General features: G+C 42.1%; 23 protein-coding genes. 1 reads left to right on the plus strand and 22 read right to left on the minus strand.

Going from position 1 to position 18,749, the window contains the following annotated elements; all coding sequences use genetic code 11:
* Positions 1 to 65: 65 nt before the first annotated feature.
* The 22 genes from gpmI to spoIIIAA all read right to left on the minus strand — a co-directional run bounded on the left by gpmI (position 66) and on the right by spoIIIAA (position 17,785).
* On the minus strand, positions 66 to 1,595 hold the full coding sequence (gene gpmI, locus DW019_RS05210) for a 2,3-bisphosphoglycerate-independent phosphoglycerate mutase (protein WP_117478091.1): 1,530 nt from the start codon (positions 1,593 to 1,595) through the stop codon (positions 66 to 68).
* Between the two features lie 107 nt (positions 1,596 to 1,702).
* The gene (locus DW019_RS05215; protein ID WP_022377450.1) at positions 1,703 to 3,337 is read right to left on the minus strand and encodes a class I adenylate-forming enzyme family protein; all 1,635 of its coding nucleotides are present in this window, start codon (positions 3,335 to 3,337) and stop codon (positions 1,703 to 1,705) included.
* A 35-nt stretch (positions 3,338 to 3,372) separates the two neighbouring features.
* Positions 3,373 to 4,044 carry an HAD family phosphatase gene (locus DW019_RS05220; RefSeq protein ID WP_181974923.1) on the minus strand — a complete coding sequence of 224 codons (672 nt, stop codon included), beginning with the start codon at positions 4,042 to 4,044 and terminating at the stop codon, positions 3,373 to 3,375.
* 50 nt (positions 4,045 to 4,094) lie between these two features.
* Positions 4,095 to 4,871 (minus strand): GDSL-type esterase/lipase family protein, encoded by a 777-nt coding sequence (locus DW019_RS05225; RefSeq protein WP_117478093.1) that lies wholly within the window; start codon positions 4,869 to 4,871, stop codon positions 4,095 to 4,097.
* Between the two features lie 94 nt (positions 4,872 to 4,965).
* Positions 4,966 to 5,703: a YebC/PmpR family DNA-binding transcriptional regulator gene (locus DW019_RS05230; RefSeq protein WP_022377447.1), complete on the minus strand. Its 738-nt coding sequence runs from the start codon at positions 5,701 to 5,703 to the stop codon at positions 4,966 to 4,968.
* Between the two features lie 38 nt (positions 5,704 to 5,741).
* Positions 5,742 to 6,185, minus strand: a complete 444-nt coding sequence (gene argR / locus DW019_RS05235; RefSeq protein ID WP_117478094.1) for an arginine repressor — start codon at positions 6,183 to 6,185, stop codon at positions 5,742 to 5,744.
* A 29-nt stretch (positions 6,186 to 6,214) separates the two neighbouring features.
* The gene (locus DW019_RS05240; protein WP_117478095.1) at positions 6,215 to 7,045 is read right to left on the minus strand and encodes an NAD(+)/NADH kinase; all 831 of its coding nucleotides are present in this window, start codon (positions 7,043 to 7,045) and stop codon (positions 6,215 to 6,217) included.
* A gap of 11 nt (positions 7,046 to 7,056) precedes the next feature.
* Positions 7,057 to 7,875, minus strand: a complete 819-nt coding sequence (locus tag DW019_RS05245; protein WP_278286498.1) for a TlyA family RNA methyltransferase — start codon at positions 7,873 to 7,875, stop codon at positions 7,057 to 7,059.
* 1 nt (position 7,876) lies between these two features.
* Positions 7,877 to 9,757, minus strand: coding sequence for a 1-deoxy-D-xylulose-5-phosphate synthase (gene dxs / locus DW019_RS05250; RefSeq protein ID WP_118442736.1), 1,881 nt, complete (start codon positions 9,755 to 9,757; stop codon positions 7,877 to 7,879).
* A 13-nt stretch (positions 9,758 to 9,770) separates the two neighbouring features.
* Positions 9,771 to 10,670, minus strand: a complete 900-nt coding sequence (locus DW019_RS05255; RefSeq protein ID WP_117478097.1) for a polyprenyl synthetase family protein — start codon at positions 10,668 to 10,670, stop codon at positions 9,771 to 9,773.
* Positions 10,657 to 10,872, minus strand: coding sequence for an exodeoxyribonuclease VII small subunit (gene xseB / locus DW019_RS05260; protein ID WP_022377441.1), 216 nt, complete (start codon positions 10,870 to 10,872; stop codon positions 10,657 to 10,659). The genes DW019_RS05255 and xseB overlap by 14 nt, the downstream gene beginning before the upstream one ends.
* Complete coding sequence (gene xseA / locus DW019_RS05265) at positions 10,872 to 12,086, minus strand: exodeoxyribonuclease VII large subunit (RefSeq protein ID WP_022377440.1); 1,215 nt, start codon at positions 12,084 to 12,086, stop codon at positions 10,872 to 10,874. The genes xseB and xseA overlap by 1 nt, the downstream gene beginning before the upstream one ends.
* Entirely contained in the window at positions 12,079 to 12,495 is a 417-nt protein-coding gene (nusB, locus tag DW019_RS05270) for a transcription antitermination factor NusB (RefSeq protein WP_022377439.1), read from the minus strand. The genes xseA and nusB overlap by 8 nt, the downstream gene beginning before the upstream one ends.
* 10 nt (positions 12,496 to 12,505) lie before the next feature.
* The gene (locus DW019_RS05275) at positions 12,506 to 12,880 is read right to left on the minus strand and encodes an Asp23/Gls24 family envelope stress response protein (RefSeq protein ID WP_022377438.1); all 375 of its coding nucleotides are present in this window, start codon (positions 12,878 to 12,880) and stop codon (positions 12,506 to 12,508) included.
* Between the two features lie 64 nt (positions 12,881 to 12,944).
* Positions 12,945 to 13,595, minus strand: a complete 651-nt coding sequence (locus tag DW019_RS05280) for a SpoIIIAH-like family protein (RefSeq protein WP_117478098.1) — start codon at positions 13,593 to 13,595, stop codon at positions 12,945 to 12,947.
* A complete protein-coding gene (locus tag DW019_RS05285) occupies positions 13,592 to 14,125 on the minus strand; it encodes a hypothetical protein (RefSeq protein WP_022377436.1) in 534 nt (177 codons plus the stop codon). The genes DW019_RS05280 and DW019_RS05285 overlap by 4 nt, the downstream gene beginning before the upstream one ends.
* A gap of 3 nt (positions 14,126 to 14,128) precedes the next feature.
* Positions 14,129 to 14,611 carry a stage III sporulation protein AF gene (locus tag DW019_RS05290; RefSeq protein ID WP_118442737.1) on the minus strand — a complete coding sequence of 161 codons (483 nt, stop codon included), beginning with the start codon at positions 14,609 to 14,611 and terminating at the stop codon, positions 14,129 to 14,131.
* A gap of 18 nt (positions 14,612 to 14,629) precedes the next feature.
* Positions 14,630 to 15,754 (minus strand): stage III sporulation protein AE, encoded by a 1,125-nt coding sequence (locus DW019_RS05295; protein ID WP_118442738.1) that lies wholly within the window; start codon positions 15,752 to 15,754, stop codon positions 14,630 to 14,632.
* Positions 15,751 to 16,131, minus strand: a complete 381-nt coding sequence (locus DW019_RS05300; protein ID WP_118442739.1) for a SpoIIIAC/SpoIIIAD family protein — start codon at positions 16,129 to 16,131, stop codon at positions 15,751 to 15,753. Before DW019_RS05300 ends, DW019_RS05295 begins: the two co-directional genes overlap by 4 nt.
* A 14-nt stretch (positions 16,132 to 16,145) precedes the next feature.
* Entirely contained in the window at positions 16,146 to 16,340 is a 195-nt protein-coding gene (gene spoIIIAC / locus DW019_RS05305) for a stage III sporulation protein AC (protein ID WP_022377432.1), read from the minus strand.
* A 39-nt stretch (positions 16,341 to 16,379) separates the two neighbouring features.
* On the minus strand, positions 16,380 to 16,898 hold the full coding sequence (locus tag DW019_RS05310; protein WP_022377431.1) for a stage III sporulation protein AB: 519 nt from the start codon (positions 16,896 to 16,898) through the stop codon (positions 16,380 to 16,382).
* Positions 16,889 to 17,785, minus strand: a complete 897-nt coding sequence (spoIIIAA, locus tag DW019_RS05315; RefSeq protein ID WP_242989345.1) for a stage III sporulation protein AA — start codon at positions 17,783 to 17,785, stop codon at positions 16,889 to 16,891. Before spoIIIAA ends, DW019_RS05310 begins: the two co-directional genes overlap by 10 nt.
* A 123-nt stretch (positions 17,786 to 17,908) precedes the next feature.
* Here spoIIIAA and DW019_RS05320 point away from each other — a divergent pair, with 123 nt between their 5' ends.
* Complete coding sequence (locus DW019_RS05320) at positions 17,909 to 18,673, plus strand: shikimate dehydrogenase (protein WP_117478103.1); 765 nt, start codon at positions 17,909 to 17,911, stop codon at positions 18,671 to 18,673.
* Positions 18,674 to 18,749 lie beyond the last annotated feature (76 nt).

Below are 18,749 nucleotides of genomic sequence, written 5' to 3' on the forward strand. Positions count from 1 at the left end.
AAAGGAGTTTCTCCTCTTCATACAAACCAAGAGGAGAAACTCCTTTTTATTTTATTAAATCATGATTATTTTTTAATCAACAATGACTTTCCGGTCATTTCAGCCGGCTGTTCCATACCCATCATCTCAATCATAGTTGGAACGATATCTGCCAGACATCCGCCTTCACGAAGTGTATAATCTTCATCGTAATTTACAAGAACGAATGGAACCGGGTTTGTTGTATGAGCAGTGAATGGTTCGCCATCTTCATCCAAAAGTTTCTCTGCATTTCCGTGGTCGGCACAGATAAACATCTGTCCATCCACATCCAAAATGGCATCCACTGTTTTGCCAACACATTCATCAACTGTCTCAATTGCTTTTATTGCTGCTTCCATAATACCGGTATGACCTACCATATCCGGATTTGCAAAGTTTACGATAATGACATCGTATTTATCCGAACGAATCGATTCTACCAAATTGTCACAAACTTCGTAAGCACTCATCTCCGGCTGCATATCAAAGGTAGCTACCTTTGGAGAGTTTACAAGAATACGGTCTTCTCCTTCAAACTGCTTCTCTTCGCCACCATTAAAGAAGAATGTAACATGTGCATACTTCTGTGTCTCAGCCAGGCGAAGCTGTTTTTTACCATGTTTTGCCAGATATTCACCAAATGTCATTTTTAATTCTTCCGGTGGGAAGGCAACTAATACATTTGGCATCTCAGCATCATACTGTGCCATGCAGACAAACGTGAGTGGGAAATATCCGTTTCTTCTCTCGAATCCGGTAAATTCCGGATCTACAAAAGCTCTTGTCAGCTGTCTTGCACGGTCCGGACGGAAGTTAAAGAAGATTACACTGTCATTTTCATGAATCATACCATTTTTATCAACAACAGTAGGAAGCATAAACTCATCCGTTACATCATTCGCATACGAATCTTTGATTGCCTGTACCGGGTCATCTGCCTGTACACCTTCACCATATACCAAAGCAGAATATGCTTTTTCCTCACGGTCCCATGCATTATCACGATCCATCGCATAAAAACGTCCGGAAATCGTAGCAACAGAACCAACACCGATTTCTTTAATCTTAGCAACTAATTCTTCCATATACTCGGCTGCGGATGATGGTGGAACGTCACGTCCGTCAAGGTAAGCATGAACATATACCTTTTCCAGTCCGTTTTTCTTTGCCATTTCCAAAAGGCCGTATAAATGCTCCATATGGCTGTGCACACCGCCCGGTGACAACAGTCCCATCAAATGAAGTGCACTGTCATTTTTTTTGCAGTTTTCCATAGCGGCAACAAGTGCTTTATTCTCAAAGAAATCGCCATCCTGAATTGACTTTGAAATTTTAACAAGCATCTGGTATACGATTCTTCCGGCACCCATGTTGGTGTGTCCGACTTCAGAATTTCCCATCTGTCCGTCCGGCAGACCAACTGCCATACCGCTTGCTTCGCCCTGAACAAAAGGATACTTTGCAATTAACTTATCCATAACCGGCGTTTTTGCCTGTTTTACAGCATTTCCTTCTGTCTTATCACTTAATCCATATCCATCTAAAATCATTAATACCGTTGGTTTCTTACTCATATTTCCTCCGTTCTGAAGTTCTTTTCACTTCTAACTGTATTTTCCTGCCAACATCCTATTATAATGGAGTTTGCAGTAGAAATCAATGATAACTTGCTTCAATAAATCTAACCTCGGTTCTGTGCATCTACCAAGTTTTCACTCTGATACATCTTGCGCAGTTTTGGTTTCTCAATTTTACCGGTTGGGTTTCTCGGTACATCTGCAAAGAAAATCTTACGAGGTCTCTTATAACGTGGAAGTCCTTTGCAGAACTCATTCATCTCATCTTCCGTGCAAACAGCCCCCGGAACCAGTTCGATAATCGCTGCTGCAATCTCTCCCAAACGGTCATCTTTTAGTCCGATAACAGCCACATCCTTTACTGCCTCATGTTTGCTCAGATAGTTTTCAATCTGAACCGGATACAAGTTTTCACCACCACTGATGATAACATCTTTTTTGCGGTCAACCAGATAGATAAAACCATCTTCATCCATCTCCGCCATATCACCGGTGTAAAGCCAGTCGCCGTGAAGAACTTCTTTTGTTGCCTCTTCATCGTTATAATAACATTTCATCACGCCGGGACCTTTAACCGCCAGCTCACCGACTTCACCTTGTTTTACTTCATTTCCGTCGGTGTCAATAATTTTTGCCTCCCAGCCATATCCCGGAATACCGATAGCACCGACTTTATGGATATTTTCCACGCCAAGATGAACGCAGCCCGGTCCAATCGACTCACTTAAACCATAGTTCGTATCATACTGATGATTTGGAAAATACTCTTTCCAGCGGCGGATTAAGCTCTGTGGAACCGGCTGTGCACCAATATGCATCAGACGCCACTGGGATAATTCATAATCATCGGGTTTTAATCTTCCACTGTCAAGTTCCACGAGAATATCCTGTGCCCAAGGAACCAAAAGCCAGACAATTGTGCATTTCTCATTGGAGACCGTCTCCAAAATTGTTTTCGGGCTTACCCCCTTCAAAAGCACTGCCTTGCTTCCCGTCAAAAGACTGCCAAACCAGTGCATCTTCGCTCCGGTATGATACAGCGGAGGAATACATAAGAACACATCGTCATGTGTCTGTCCGTGATGCTTCTGCTCGACTTTACAGGCATGCATCAAACTTTCATGATTATGTAAAATTGCTTTCGGAAATCCGGTTGTTCCGGAAGAAAAATAAATTGCCGCATCATCTTCGTCAGAAATTGGGATTCCCGGTGCTAAACTTGCACAGTTTGCCGTCAGTTTATCATAATCTTCCGCAAAGGACGGGCAGTCGCCTCCCACATAAAACAAAAGACGGTTCTGACTGATTTTATCGGCAATTTCTTCCACACGGCCGATAAATTCCGGACCAAACACTAAAACATCTACCTCCGCCAGATTCAAACAATATTCAATTTCATCCGGTGCATAGCGGAAATTAAGCGGCACCGCCAGTGCTCCGGTCTTTAATATACCAAAATAAATCGGAAGCCATTCCAAGCAGTTCATCAATAAAATCGCCACTTTGTCCCCTTTTCCAATCCCTCTGCTGATTAAAAGCTGTGCAAAACGATTGGCTTTTTCGTCAAATACATGCCATGTAATTTCCCTGCGGTAATGACACATCGGACTTGACTCGATTAATTCATAATCCCTCCATGTTACTCTTCTTTTCTCCTGAATATCCGGATTAATCTCTACAAGACTCACTTCGTTCGGATATTTTTTGGCATTTGCCTCCAATAACTCTGTAATTGGCATTCCCTTTATCCTCCATTTCAAAATACAAAAACTATCTATATCATATCGCATTTCCACTGATTTAGCAAGGATATCGCCTCGTCAATTTCGTCCACTGCATAGTCGCAAATCAAATCAAAGTCTTCTTTTGCATAATTCCACTTTGGTTCTCTTACTAAAACCGTCTGAAAACCACCTTTTTTTGCTCCTAAAACCGCCGGCAGAATATCTTCAAACACAAAACAGTTACCGGGATTTACTCCCATCTTCTCTGCCGCCTTCAAATAGACATCCGGGAACTCTTTTCCTCTTTTTACATCCCCCGTTTCCGTAAATGAATGAAACCAGTCGTAGATTCCTAAATTTTTTAGGCACGGCTCAAATAAAGAAGCACTGTTTGAGGTTGCAACCGCCATTTTAATATCCTGCTTCTTTAGCCACAAAAGAAGTTCTTTTACCCCTTTTTTTAGTTTTACATCATGAGCATACGCATCTCTTGCCATCGCATCCCATTCCGCCATCACATCTTCCTTAGTCTCCTGCAGCAAAAAACGTTTGATGGTATATTTCGCCACCTCTTCAAACCCCATCGCCATAATTGCCGTGGAATAATCTTTTGGCACTTCAAATCCTCGTTTTTTCAAAAAATCGGTATCAATCTGCGACCAGACCCATGTCGAATCTAACAATGTGCCATCCAAATCAAATATGACTCCTTCTATCTTCACCGTATCCATCCCTTCTTTTTTTATCTTTTACCAGTATAACAGAATTCCCCCTATCTTTCCATGGCTTTTATAACCATCTGAGCGATTTTTTTATGTCCTTTTTCACTGGGATGCGGATCAATTTCCCTTCCCTTGAAAGAAAGATTGACCATGGATTCCTTCTCGCCGTCAAAACATTTTTTAATATCGACAAGCACATACTCATCCGATGGATAAAATCCGCGGTTCATCCGGTTAATATAAGCATCCGCAACCGAATACACCTGTGAAAACGCATCAATCCCCTTAGCAGGATTATAAATATTGTCCGCATATATTTTTACATCCGGATTAACCGCTCGAATTTCTCGGATGATTTTTGGAAAAGTTTTTGCAAACTGCACGCATGCCTCATCAAATTTATGTGCATCCCGTTTTATCATTTCTTCCATGTTTAAATCCAATTGAATCAAATGGAGTAAATCATTTGAGCCAATGGATATCGTAACAAAATCGGCATGTTTAATCGTTGCCCGGTACTTTTTATATTCCTTTCTTTCCGGATTTGTAAGTATATCAAGAAGTTCCCCGCTTTGCATCCCATTTTCTCCAAAATTCGTAACAAAAACCGAATCATACTTTGTCTCCAGATTTTTGCGAATCAATTCTACATACGACTGCTCTTTTCTATCGCTAAGTCCATACCCATATGCGATGCTGTCTCCAAGCGCCACATAGCGTATTGACGTTGATGTAATATCACCGGAACTTGCCTTTTCCTCCGGTACAGCTTTAATTCCACAAAACACAGCGAACATAATCACCCCGATTCTTATTATCCATTTCACCAAAAAAGCCTCCTACACATAATAAAAGATTGCTTTTTTATTATGTGTAGAAGACTTAAAATTATTAGCTCATTTTGGATTTTTGAAAATTATCTTATTCGTCATCCTCTTCGACATTGTGATATACATTCTGCACATCATCATCCTCATCCAAAAGGTCCATAATACGCTGGAACATTTTTTTATCTTCATCTGAAGTAAGTTCCACATAATTTTGCGGAATCATGGTAATTTCAGCCTGTACCATCGGAACGTTTTCTTTTTCCAACGCTTCACGAACAACACTAAAATCCTCCGGTGTTGTAAGAATTTCGTAACTATCTTCTTCCTCAACAAAATCCTCTGCACCGGCATCCAATGCCATCATCATAAATTCATCGGCATCAGTCTCATATGCTTCTTTATCAACAAGAATCTGTCCTTTTTGGTCAAACATATAAGACACGCAGCCTGTCGTTCCTACATTACCGTTTCCTTTGGTAAATGCATTTCTTACATTTGAAGCAGTACGGTTTTTGTTATCCGTCAGTGCCTCTACAATAATTGCTGTTCCGTTCGGTCCATAGCCTTCATACTGACAGCTTACATAATTAACCGCATCTACGTTTCCTGCTGCTTTTTTGATTCCACGCTCAATCGTGTCGTTTGGCATATTGTTTGCCTTTGCTTTTGCAACAACATCACGAAGTTTACTGTTATTATTCGGGTCTGGTCCGCCCTCTTTTACGGCTACCGCAATTTCACGGCCGATTACCGTAAAAATCTTACCTCTTTTAGCATCATTTTTCTCTTTTTTGTGCTTAATGTTTGCAAATTTTGAATGTCCTGACATGTTTTTACTCGACGAGATATTTCTACTCGTCTTCCTCCTTACTTATTACTTATTTTTTCAATCACTGCCGGTACTAAGTCCGCCGTACGGACTGCACACATAATCGTGTCATCCCCCGCAATGGATCCTACAATTTCTTCTATCTCAAGCGCATCAATTGCGGCGGCAACTGCCATTGCCATACCGCTTACCGTCTTGATTACTACCAAATTATCTGCCTGGTCGATACTCACCATACCATCTTGTAAAACTCTTGCATAGCGCTCGCCAAAGCTAGCACTTCCCGGAGTAACACAGATGTACTTGGATTTTCCGTTTTTATCTGCCTGTTTTTTTAACTGCAGTTCTTTGATATCCCGGCTGATGGTTGCCTGCGTCACCCGGAAACCAGATTCATGCAGACGCTTTCCAAGCTCCTCCTGCGTATCGATATCATACTCATCAATTAATTCTAATATTTTATTCTGTCTTACTCGCTTCATAAAAAACTCCGTTCCAAAACCTCAGCTCATTAATTACGGTTTAGTTTGCTCCGCATTTTATCAAAAAAGCTGGCATCACCTAACCGAACCATATCAAAAGTTTCTTTTGCTTTTTCAATCCATACAACATCACCTGTCGATACCGTCCAAAGCATCTGTCCGTCGCCTCGAATCGCAGCCTCATCCTGATAGTTTTCCTTTGTCTTTCCAACTTCTATCCTTAGTTTGGAATCCGAAGACACCACAAGACTTCTTTTGTTCAACGAATGTGGGCAAATCGGTGTAATAATCATCGCTTCCATCGATGGCACTAACACCGGACCTGCTGCCGATAAATTATAGGCCGTCGAACCGGTCGGCGTCGACACCAAAATCCCATCTGCCACATAAGTATCCATCAGTTCATCATCTACATAGACATTTGCTGTTATCATATGTCCAAAATCCTGCTTGCCGATAATAAACTCATTAATCGCAATGCCAATCGCTTCTCCAACTGAAGTTTTCTGCACTCTGCCGGTAAGCGCCATCCGCTTTTCCACTTCATAATTTCCCGACAAAATTTCGTACAGTGCTTTTTGAATTCTCGGCTTTTCCACCTCGGTCAGAAACCCAAGTGTTCCAAAATTCACGCCAAAAATCGGAACATGACTGCCGGCAAACCGCTTCGCTGCCTGGATTACATAACCGTCTCCTCCAAGCACAATCACTAAATCTGCCCAGTCAATCTGCGTAACTTCAGACGAACTCCCTACTATTTTAGCACATTTTTCATGAGATTCCAAATATCTTTTTATTTCACTCGCCGTCTCATGATGTATGTCTTTCTCAACATCGGAAATAATCTGAAAATTTTTCATCGCAGTTCCTCCTATAAAACCTCATGCGCATGCGCTACCAATTCTTTCACCGCTTCCTTCTGCTTTTCATCTATGGTAACCGGTTCTCTGTTATCATTCTCCATATAAAGGAGATATTCAATGTTTCCTTCCGGTCCGCGAATCGGCGAATGGTCAATCCCCAAAATATGAAATCCAAGGGAAAGTGCATAGTTCATAACCATCTGAATCACTTCTTCGTGGACACGGGGCTCTCTCACGACCCCTTTTTTCCCAACCTGTTCTCTGCCCGCCTCAAACTGTGGTTTAATCAAACAGACAATCTGAGCATTTTCCTTCATCAGTGCCTTAACCGGCTCTAATACTTTCGTGAGGGAAATAAAGGCAACATCGATGGAAACAAAATCTACTAACTCACCAATATCGTCCGGTGTGACATAGCGGATGTTTGTCTTTTCCATCGAGCATACTCTTTCATCCTGCCTTAACGACCACGCAAGTTGGTTTGTCCCCACATCAATCGCGTACACATACTTTGCGCCATTTTGCAGCATACAGTCCGTAAAACCACCGGTTGAAGAACCGACATCCATGCATACCGTATCCGTAAGAGAAATCGGAAACACGTTCATTGCCTGTTCCAATTTGTAACCGCCACGGCTGACATATTTCATTTTCTTTCCCCGGACTTCAATCTGCACCGATTCCGGAAACGTCTGTCCGGCCTTGTCTTCTCTTTGATTATCGACAAATACCTCCCCTGCCATAATCACGGCTTTTGCTTTTTCACGTGAAGGCATAAGTCCTCTTTTCACAAGAAGGACATCCAATCGTTCTTTCTTTTCTTTCACCTTACTCACCATTTATCTTTCTTACAATCCGATTCGATACCGATGCCGCATCCAATCCATATTTCTCATAGAGTTCTTCCGGCGTTCCGTGCTCAATAAACTGATCCGGGAAACATACGCTAAGACATTTGTGGTAAATTCTTTCCCGCAGTAAAAATGCTTGAATCTGCTCGGAAAAACCGCCGGTATACACATTGTCTTCCATTGTCACAATCAGACGGTGACTGATTGCTAATTCTCTTACCAAATCCTCATCAAACGGCTTCACAAAACGCATATTGACAATCGTTGGATGAATCCCTTGTACTGCTAACTTTTTTCGAACCTCACATGCTTTACTAACCATATTGCCTACTGCCAAAATAAGTACATCTTTTCCTTCATACAAAAGTTCTGCTTTGGCGTACACAATCGGCTCTCTTTCTTCTTTCTCACAGCAGTACGCTTTTCCTCTTGGGTAGCGGACTGCCACCGGACCATCCATCTGATTCAGTGCAAAATCCAGAACCTCAGTCAACTCTGCACCATCCATCGGCGAAATCACCGTCATCCCCGGCATCGTCGACAAAAAGGATAAGTCAAAAATACCCTGATGCGTCTCTCCGTCATTTCCTACAATGCCACTTCGGTCTACTGTAAAAATAACCGGCAGACTGCCAAGACACACATCATGAATCATCTGGTCATAGGCACGCTGCAAAAAGGTAGAATACAAAGAAACTACCGGTCTCATACCGCCTGCTGCAAGTCCTGCTGCAAAAGTAACCGCATGTTCTTCCGCAATTCCCACATCGAAAGCTCGTGATGGAAATGTTTTTGCAAAGGCTGCCGTTCCGGTTCCATCCGGCATCGCAGCACACACAGAAACCAGTTCATTGCACTGCGCCCCCCGTGACAAAAGCCAGTCGGAAAATATATTCGTATAAGTTACTTCGTTTGTTTTAAGAATCGTACCATCTTTTACATCAAAGGTTCCTACACCATGAAAAGCGGAAGGATTTTGTTCTGCCGGTTTATACCCTTTTCCCTTCTGGGTCAGAACATGCACCAAAACCGGCTGATTCGTAATCGAAAACGCTGTTTCAAAAGCTGTAACCATTTCATTTACATTGTGTCCATTCACCGGACCGATATAAATAAGCCCCATATCCTCAAACAGCATTCCCGGAATAAACAAATGCTTAATCGAGTCTTTCGCACGCTTAATCTGTCTGGCAAGCGGATGACCTACATTCGGAATTTTGCCTAACGAATTTTCAACATTCATTTTCAAATCCCGGTACTTACGGTTTGCACGGATTTTACCTAAGTAAGTTGACATACCACCTACATTTGGTGCAATCGACATCTTATTATCGTTTAACACAATAACCATATTCGTTTTTAATGCTGCGGCGTTATTTAACGCCTCAAATGCCATACCGCCGGATAATGCACCATCACCAATAACCGCTACCACCTTTTCATCGCCGCCACGCAAATCCCTTGCCTTAGCAAAGCCCTGCGCCACGGAAATCGAAGTCGAACTGTGTCCGGTATCAAACGTATCACTCGGATTTTCCTTGACTTTTGGAAAACCACTTAAGCCACCCATTTGGCGGAGTGTCGAAAAAGCATCCCCTCTCCCGGTCAGAATTTTATGCACATATGACTGGTGCCCCACATCCCAAATTAGTTTATCCTCCGGAAAATGCAAACACAAATGAAGTGCCATCGTAAGTTCCACCGCTCCTAAATTGGATGCCAAATGTCCTCCCGTCCGGCTCACACTCCGTACCAATTTGGCACGGATTTCTTTAGCTAACTGCCTATAATCCGCGGGGGCAATATTATGAATGTCATTTTCTTTTACTATTTGACTAAGTACCTTTTTCTTACTCACAAAATCATCCTCTTTATTTCTCCCGTTCCACTAAGGACATTAACAATTCCCGCAGAAACGATTTATGTTCTTCATCTGCCGCTGTTATGCCATCTAAGGCAGCAATACCGGCATCTGTATATTCTGCCACTTTTTTCCGGCTCTCCTCCATTCCATGCAGAACCGGATATGTGGATTTTTCATTCTTTTCATCACTGTGCACCGGTTTTCCGATGACTTTCTCATCCCCTGAAATATCCAGAATATCATCCTGAATCTGGAAAGCAAGTCCAATCGCCGTTCCCACATTTTCCATAATTCGTACTTCATCCTGTGAAGCACCGGCTAAACAGGCTCCAATCATAAGACTTGCCTCAATGAGTGCAGAAGTTTTATTTTTATAAACATAATGAAGCATCTGTTCATCGACAAATTTTCCGTTATTTTCAACATCAACAACTTGTCCGCCAACCATGCCGCAAATCCCTGCTTTTTTCCCTAATACTTTCAAAGCATTGGCAATTCTCTGCTTGTCCGTTTTACTGTCAAACGCAAGAAATGCCGTCTCATAAGCAAGATTCAACAAAGCATCTCCGGCAAGAATCCCCATCGCTTCTCCATACTTTTTATGTGTCGTTAATTTACCACGACGGTAATCATCATTATCCATCGCCGGCAAATCATCATGCACAAGCGAATACGTGTGAATCATTTCTATCGCCATCATAAACGGACGAACTGCTTTTTCATCCGTTCCTCCAAACATGGAATATGTCTCACAAAGAAACATTGGTCTAAGTCGTTTACCACCGGCATTGATACTGTAATTAACAGCCTCCAATACCGTTTTTTCATAGCCTTCTTCCTTTGGAAGGTACGGGATAAAACCCTCTTCTATATTTTGTATTTTTTCCTGCCATTTATCCTTCGACATCTTCTTCTCCTTCCATCATCAGGACCTTTATTTTTTTCTCCACGCGGTCAATAGCGTCATTTCCCATTTTCACAAGTTTCATTCCTTCCGAAAATGCCTGATAGGATTCTTCTAACGTCATTTTATCATTTTCCATCTGTGTTACGGTATCATCTAAACGATCCATAATTTCTTCTAAAGAAATTTCTTTTTTTTCTTCCATTATGCTTTTTCCTCCTCGACGACTTCCTGTACTTCACTTTTCACAACGCCATCTGAAAATGTCATCATCAAAACATCGTTTACTTGAAGTGATTTCACGGAATCCACCATCCTGCCCGCCTCATCAGTCACATAAGCATAGCCGCCGGCAAGGCGTTTTAACGGACTTTTTGCATCCAGCCTTGCCGCCAAAAGTGACATCATTTGTTTCTTTTTCTGTAGTTCATTTTTCATATTACGAAAGAGGCGTTCCTCTATATCAATCAAATATTGTCTCTTCTGTACCATCTGGTTTTCCGGATTCAGATAGCGGAGCCGCTTCTCTGTAAAATCCAAGTGCTCACGCCCTGCATCCACCTGTGCCAGAATACAACGTGCCAGACGATCTTTATATCCATACAATTCTTCTAATACAAGACGGACATCATAAACCGCCAGTTCTGCTGCCGCTGAAGGTGTCGGTGCGCGTAAATCCGCCACGTAATCTGCAATTGTCACATCGGTTTCATGTCCGACTGCTGAAATCACCGGCGTCCGACATTCATAAATTGCCTGTGCCACGATTTCCTCATTAAATGCCCACAAGTCTTCCATTGAGCCGCCGCCTCGCCCCGCTAAAATAACGTCCACGCCAAATTCATCCAAAAAAGAAATTCCCCCAGCAATGGATTGTGCCGCTCCTTCTCCCTGCACTTTTGCCGGATATAAATAAAGCTGCACATAAGGATTGCGTCTTGTAGCAATCTGAATCATATCATGGACTGCCGCACCGGTTTTCGCCGTTACGATACCGACTTTTTTTACATACTTTGGAATTGGCAGCTTTCGATCCTCGTCAAAATATCCTGCTGCCTCCAGCTTTTTCTTTAATTTTTCATACTGCTCCTGTAAGTGTCCATCTCCTACCGGGACAATTTTTTTGGCATAGAGCTGATATTTCCCATCGCGCTCGTATACACTAATGGAGCCGCCAACTACGACTTCCTGTCCATTCTCCATCCGAAAATCAAGTCCGCCGCGGTCACCGCGAAACATCACACACGTAAGCTGTGAGCGGTCGTCTTTTAGCGAAAAATAAATATGCCCGGAGCTATGATATTTGCAATTGGAAATTTCGCCTTTTACAAATACAACCGACAGGGCATATTCTTTGGAAAACATATTCTTAATATACTGATTGACGGAAGAGACGGAATATACATTTCCTCTATTCATTTACAATCTTACCCAAGATACCATTCACAAACGCAGCACCATTCTCTCCGCCATACTCTTTTGCAAGTTCCACGGCTTCATTGACGGCTACGCCGACCGGTACACTTTCCTCATATAATGCTTCATAAACAGCCAGTCTCAAAATTGCTAATTCCGCTTTTGCAATTCGCTCAATCTTCCAGCCCTTTGCATTTGCCGAAATTTTTTCATCAATATCCGGCATCAAAGCAATCAGCCGTTCCACTTTTTCGCGGACTTCCTTTTCATCCTTTTCACTAATTTCATGTTCTTCCGGAAAATGGAAATTCGCCAAAAAATTACTCATCTGTTCTTCAAACTCATCGGTTCCATAAAAATCATTCTGGAACATCAGACAGAAGATACATTCTCTCATCTCATGTCGTGTCATAACTATCCTCTTAATCCTGTTCTAAACTTACACCGGCGATTCGCACATTCACCTGTTTTACTGTCAAACCGGTCATGGAATTAATCGCCTGCATTACTTTTTCCTGTACCTGTTTACAAGTTTTTGGAATGCTGTATCCATATTTCATATTAATTGCCAATTCAACCATTGCGATGTCGTCTGCCACTTCCACCTTGACACCTTTGGACAAATTCTTTGCACCAAATTTGCCTGCCAGCTCACCGGCCAAGCCGCCTGCCATCGAATCCACGCCTTCTACTTCTGATGCGGAAATACCGGCAATGCTTGCTACGACTTCATTGGCAATCTGCACTTCGCCAATCCCTGTGTGTTTTCCCATAGAATCATTTGTCATCTCTGTCATACTTTCGTACCTCCTATTGGTATGATACTACAACAAAACAGTTGTAATATGTATTATAGCAGATTTATTTCTTTTTGCCAACAGGCGATATTACAATTTTATCGGCACTGCACTCGGTTTTTCTTTTTACGATATCTTCAATCTGTGCAATCTGGCTCTCCGTCAAATCATCTGCATTTACAACAACATCCACGCTGTCGGATAAAATTGTCACAACAGCTTCTGAAAATCCCTTCGCTGCCAGCAGATTTTCGGTTGCCGTTTCTTTTTCGCTGATTTCGGTCATCTGCATAATCTGCTGCATTGCCTTGTCTTTTTGCGCATTGGTTACATTTTTGTTATTCACTAAATTTGTAAGCGTCTCTTTGTTTTTCGCACGCGTCTGTTCTCTCGAAAGTTTTGCCTCCTCGAAATAATTTCCGGTAACAGTGTTACTTACAAGTACTGCTTCACCGGCATTTTCCTTATTGGAAACCTTTTGTCCACTTGTGCTCACTGCCTTGCCACTGGCTGTTTCTACCGTTTCTTCGTCCTCATCAAGAACAATATCCTCCTCTGAAATGTCTGCTGCGCTTTCGGTTGCCGCTTTGTTATGATCCCCATGTCCGTTCATTGTCAGTTCTTCACGGTCTGTCATGCTCAGATACCCGGCAATCGCAACCATCACAACAAGCGCAGTAATAATAATCTGGTTTTTTTTCAAAATTTTCTTCACTCCTTTGCCTCCTTACTTTTCATTATTTTTATTTTATGACTCTCAATAGAAAATAATGCACTTACTGCATCGGTTATTTCTCTTTTTATCACAGAATCGTATCCGCCTTCGCAGACAATGACAATCCCCTCGATTTCCGGCTCCTTCTCCTGTATGATATACGGAGAAGAGTCACGGCTTGAATTTTCCACTAAAACTGTTTTTTCCTCGTTGGACTCTCCTTTTTGCGTATTATCTTTTAATGTCACTTTCTCATTTGACGCCTTCAAAGTAATCATTACATCCGCATGCCCGACTCCGTCCACCCGCTGTAAAAGCTGTTTTAACTCTTCCTCCCGCTCCGCCTTATATTCCTCAAGTGTCCCCTTTGTCTCCGCGTCTGTAACATCGGACGAAGAAGCAGGTGCCGCCGCCTTTTCATCTGCATTTTCCGAATAGGAAAAAAACAAAAGCAGTACACCACATATAACAACCGCTAACAATTTCAAGGTTCCTGCTTTTTCAATTAGTTTTTTTAATTCCTCTTTCATGCGCTATGCCTCCTCAATCCAAATCTTTTCTTCTTCCACCCCATATTTAAAAGCCAGTTCATTCTGCCACTCCTTTTGCATTTTATCTGCATTTTTTACGCGCACCCTTATCAATATAATTTTCATATCATCCATCTTTATCCGGCAATCGGATTCATCCACCCCACATTGCAGTGCAATATCTTTTTTTACCTGTGCCACATATTTCTCTTTCATCTGTTTTTCATACTTTTCTCCAAGCAGACGAATTTCCTCTTTCGTCTGTTCCACCTGCTGTTTGTTTTCCGAAAGAATATAATTTTTTTCCCATACCTTTCCTTTTCCAAAAAAGCCAAGCACCGGAACAAGCACAAGTAAAATAACAATCAAACTTGTCACATAGGTAAAATACTTTTTGTATTCCGTTCCCATAAATAAATTTGTGAGCAGTGCCGCAAGCAGTAAAAATACTACAACCTGTCTCACCATCTGAAATGCTGCTTCCATGAAATCTCCTTTCGTCCGTCATGAGCCAAGATTTGTACTGACTAACACAATGACTATCGACAGTAAAAACATAAGTCCGGATGCCAGTAAATACCCTAACATCAGTTTTCCGCTTGTGGCTGCCGACTGCAATACCATCACAATTCTGTGGTCGCTGACCGGCTGCGCAACCGCTCCTGCCACACGGTATAAAAAGGTAAATAAAAAAACTTTCATCATCGGGTACAGACAAAGAATCACAATGGCAATCACACCGCCTACTCCGACCGCACTCTTAATTAACAGACCGCTTCCATATACGGTATCCATCACACTGCCCGCTGTATTTCCCACACCGGGCATCCCCTTTGCCACGTTCCAGACCGCATTATTTCTCACACGGTCCATTACCGGAACTAACAAGCCCTGGATTCCCTGATAGCCAATCATTGCTGCAAACAAAATACGAATTGACATCCTTAATATACTGCCAATTAAATCCACCATTTTCGAGAACCGGTGTCCTGCCATCTGATTGATCACACTCAGGAAAAAATAGATTTCAACCCCCGGCATCAAAAAATATTTCATTGCCATCGAAAGCAGCCCCATCGCAAGAAGCATTGCTTCATAAAAGGCAAGCGAACTCTGCATTTTCCCGCCATAGCAGAGGGTAAGCGAAAAAGAAGGAATCAAAGCTTTCATAAAGCCAATCAGATTTTCCAGTGCTTTCTCCGCCACGGCATACACACCTAAAAATCCCGAAAGCACGAGTGAAAACAAAAGAAGAAATACGACAAAAAATCCCGTTTCTCCCAAATCACCGTCCCCAATCGTACCGGCAAATTTCACAAAAATCCCCGCAAACACACTGAGTGCAAGAATATGTAAAATAGTTTTTTTCTGTGCATCCCACTGACCGGTCACCTGCTCACAGATACAGTCAACAATTGCCCCAAAGGAAAAATCGGCCGTTCCATCCATAACGTCTGTAACATACTGCTGTAAGGAAAAACTTTGCTTTGTATTTTCCTGCAGAGAAAGATCCGCCTGTTCTAAAGACAATTCATTCTGCCACTCTTCTTTCTGCTCTGCCTTAGCTTCTGTATCGAATGAAAAACCAAATAGCAGAACCATTAAAAAAATGAAACATTTCTTTTTCACTGCAACATATCCCCCAAAGTCTTTAAAAGCGTCTCGACAACCGGAAAACTCACTAACATCATACTGATTTTTCCTATCATATTGATCTGACTGGCAACCGCTCCATTACCAGCATCCCGGCAAAGATTCACGACAAGCTGCGTCAAATAGGCAATTCCTAACATTTTAAGAAGGATTCCTAAGTATTCTCTGCTTAAGCCAATTGCCTGTTCAAATTCATGAATTCTCTCAATCACCATCCGGATGGACGACAAACTATAAATTCCTAACAATAGGACTGTCCCTATCATCACGGCAACCGCATATTCCCGTTTCACACTGCCGGCTATTAAAGACAGAAAAACAGCCGCCAGACCAAGCACCGCCACTTTCACCATTTTTTTCACCTCCCTTACAGAGAAAACATGTCCTCAACGCTTGTGAACAATTCAGAAATATATGGAATAATCCAAAACAAAACTAAAAGAAGTCCTGCTAAGCTTACAATAAATGCCTGTTCATCGCGCCCGGATTGTTTGAGAATCTGATTTAAAATGGTAACTAATATTCCCACTAATGCAATTTTAAATATAATTGTTATTTCCATAGGTAATGCATTCGTTCCTTTCTTCTTTTCCATCGCCTCTTACACCAATAAAAGACAGATTAAAACACCGCTAAAAGCACCTATCACCGGATACATACGAAGCCTTTCATGGCTTTCTTTTTCCGTTTGCTCCATTCTCAGTTTTAAGCGGCGTACATAAATCTGAATGGTTGAAACCTGCATTTCCAAATCCAGATATCCGAGTGTACCACCTAATTTTTCCCACTCTTCCCGCTCTTCTTTTTCCATCTGCGACTTTGTTAAAACCTTTCTCGCTGTCTGGCACCAAATCGTTTCCAGTGCTCCTTCGTGGGTATTAAGCTTTTTTGCAATCTGTGCAAAAAAACTGCCAACTATACCGCCAATCCTTACCGAAACCTCTTCGCATGCCTCCATCAGCGGCGTGTGCCCGTATTCCATTTCTCCCTGTAAAATAAGAAGTGCTCTTTCACAGTCCTGCATATTATGTAAGCGGTTGCCATATCGAATCCGATAAAAAATACCGATTCCAAAACTTCCCAACAGGACAAAAATCATTCCTAAAAATTTTATTTCCATATCGTCTTTCCCTCCTTATCATAAACAGCCAGACATTTGCCCGGATGAAACAGATTGTCCAAAAGTATATATCGCTCAAACATCCTGTTTTCAAATACAGCCTGAAACTCTTTTTTCTGCCGGACCTGCGAAAGCGTTTCTCCATGAATGGTTGCTAAAAGAGAACAGCCGCTTGTAAGTGCATATGATAGAGCGGCAATATCTTCGCTTGTCCCAATTTCATCGACAGCAACAACCTGCGGAGCCATCGAGCGAATCATCATGCGCACACCATCCGCTTTTTTGCATCCATCTAACACATCACAAAAAGAGCCTAAATCTCTTTGTGAAATTCCCATATAGCAGCCGGCTATTTCCGAGCGTTCGTCAACTACCGCCACATTGCACTGCCTTGAAAGATTCCTCACAAAATCACGCAAAAGCGTTGTTTTTCCACCACCCGGAGGAGCTATAATCAGCGTTGGTAAAATCACGGTATTTAACACGACAAATGGCATCAATTCATCGGAACATCCCTTTATTTCATGGGAAATACGGATGTTTAATCCGGACAAATACCGCATCGTCTTCACCGCTCCATGCTCATACACAACATGTCCGGCAAGACCAACTCTGTGTCCACCGGGAATGGTAAGAAATCCCTCTCTCATCTGCTCCTCAAAAGCATACAATGACTGTCTGCTGATTCGCGAAATCAACTCTTTCCATTCCGCCATCGTAACACTTTGTTTTTGCTCCGGCACAACAAATCTGCCATCATACCGTAAAGCAATGCCCTTTTCTCTGCGGATTCTTATTTCCTGCAGTTTTTCTTCTTTTAAAACCACGCGTTCAACCAGTTTCCGCAGTCTTTCCGGCAAAAGTTCCCGAATCTCTTTATTTAGCAAATGCACCCCTCCTTTTTTTACATGTATATGCCTGTCCGCACGGAATATACCACCCATTTGCCTTGACACCCCATCTTATTTGTACTAAACTGAGGGCAAAAAGCAAAAGAAGGACTTAATATTATGGAATACGGATTAATAGGAGAAAAATTAGGCCATAGTGCCTCCAAAGAAATTCATGAACAATTAGCAGACTACTCATATGAGTTACATCCTCTCACCAAAGAAGATTTTCCGATTTTTATGGAGGAAAAAGCGTTTCGCGCCCTGAATGTTACCATTCCTTACAAGCAGGCAGTTATCCCTTATCTTACCGCCATGGATGAGAATGCAAAAGCGATTGGTGCCGTCAACACGATTGTGAACCAAAATGGCTCCCTCTATGGCTACAATACAGATATGCCGGGATTTCTCTATATGGTAAAGAAAAATGGTATCGACATGGAAGGGAAAAAAGTTGTTGTCCTTGGAAATGGTGGTGCCTCTCAGGCAATTCAGGCAGGTGTCAAAAAAATGAATCCCGCTAAAATGATTGTGGTCGGCAACCGAACCATCAAAGAGGGAGTTCTTACTTACGAACAGTGTTTCGCCCTCCACAGTGATGCGGACATTGTCGTAAATACAAGTCCGGTCGGCATGTATCCAAATGTCGATTTTTCACCGGTTGACTTAACTCATTTTCCTCAATGTCAGGCAGTCATTGATATCATTGCCAATCCGCTTACCACGAAACTTGTCGCACAGGCAAGAGAACTTGGCATGAAGGGTATCACCGGACTGGAAATGCTGATTGCACAGGCAAAATATGCCGTTGAAATCTTTTTGGACACAAAAATACCGGAAGAAAAAATTGATGAAATCTATCAGAATATGAAAAAAAAGTCGTAAATACAAAAAGGAGCCGTACCGGCAAGTGATATGCTCCCTTCTAGGTAGACAAGTGAAATAATTAAACTTGTTACTT

The organism is Clostridium sp. AF37-5, assembly GCF_003477605.1.
GTDB lineage: Bacteria > Bacillota > Clostridia > Lachnospirales > Lachnospiraceae > Eubacterium_F.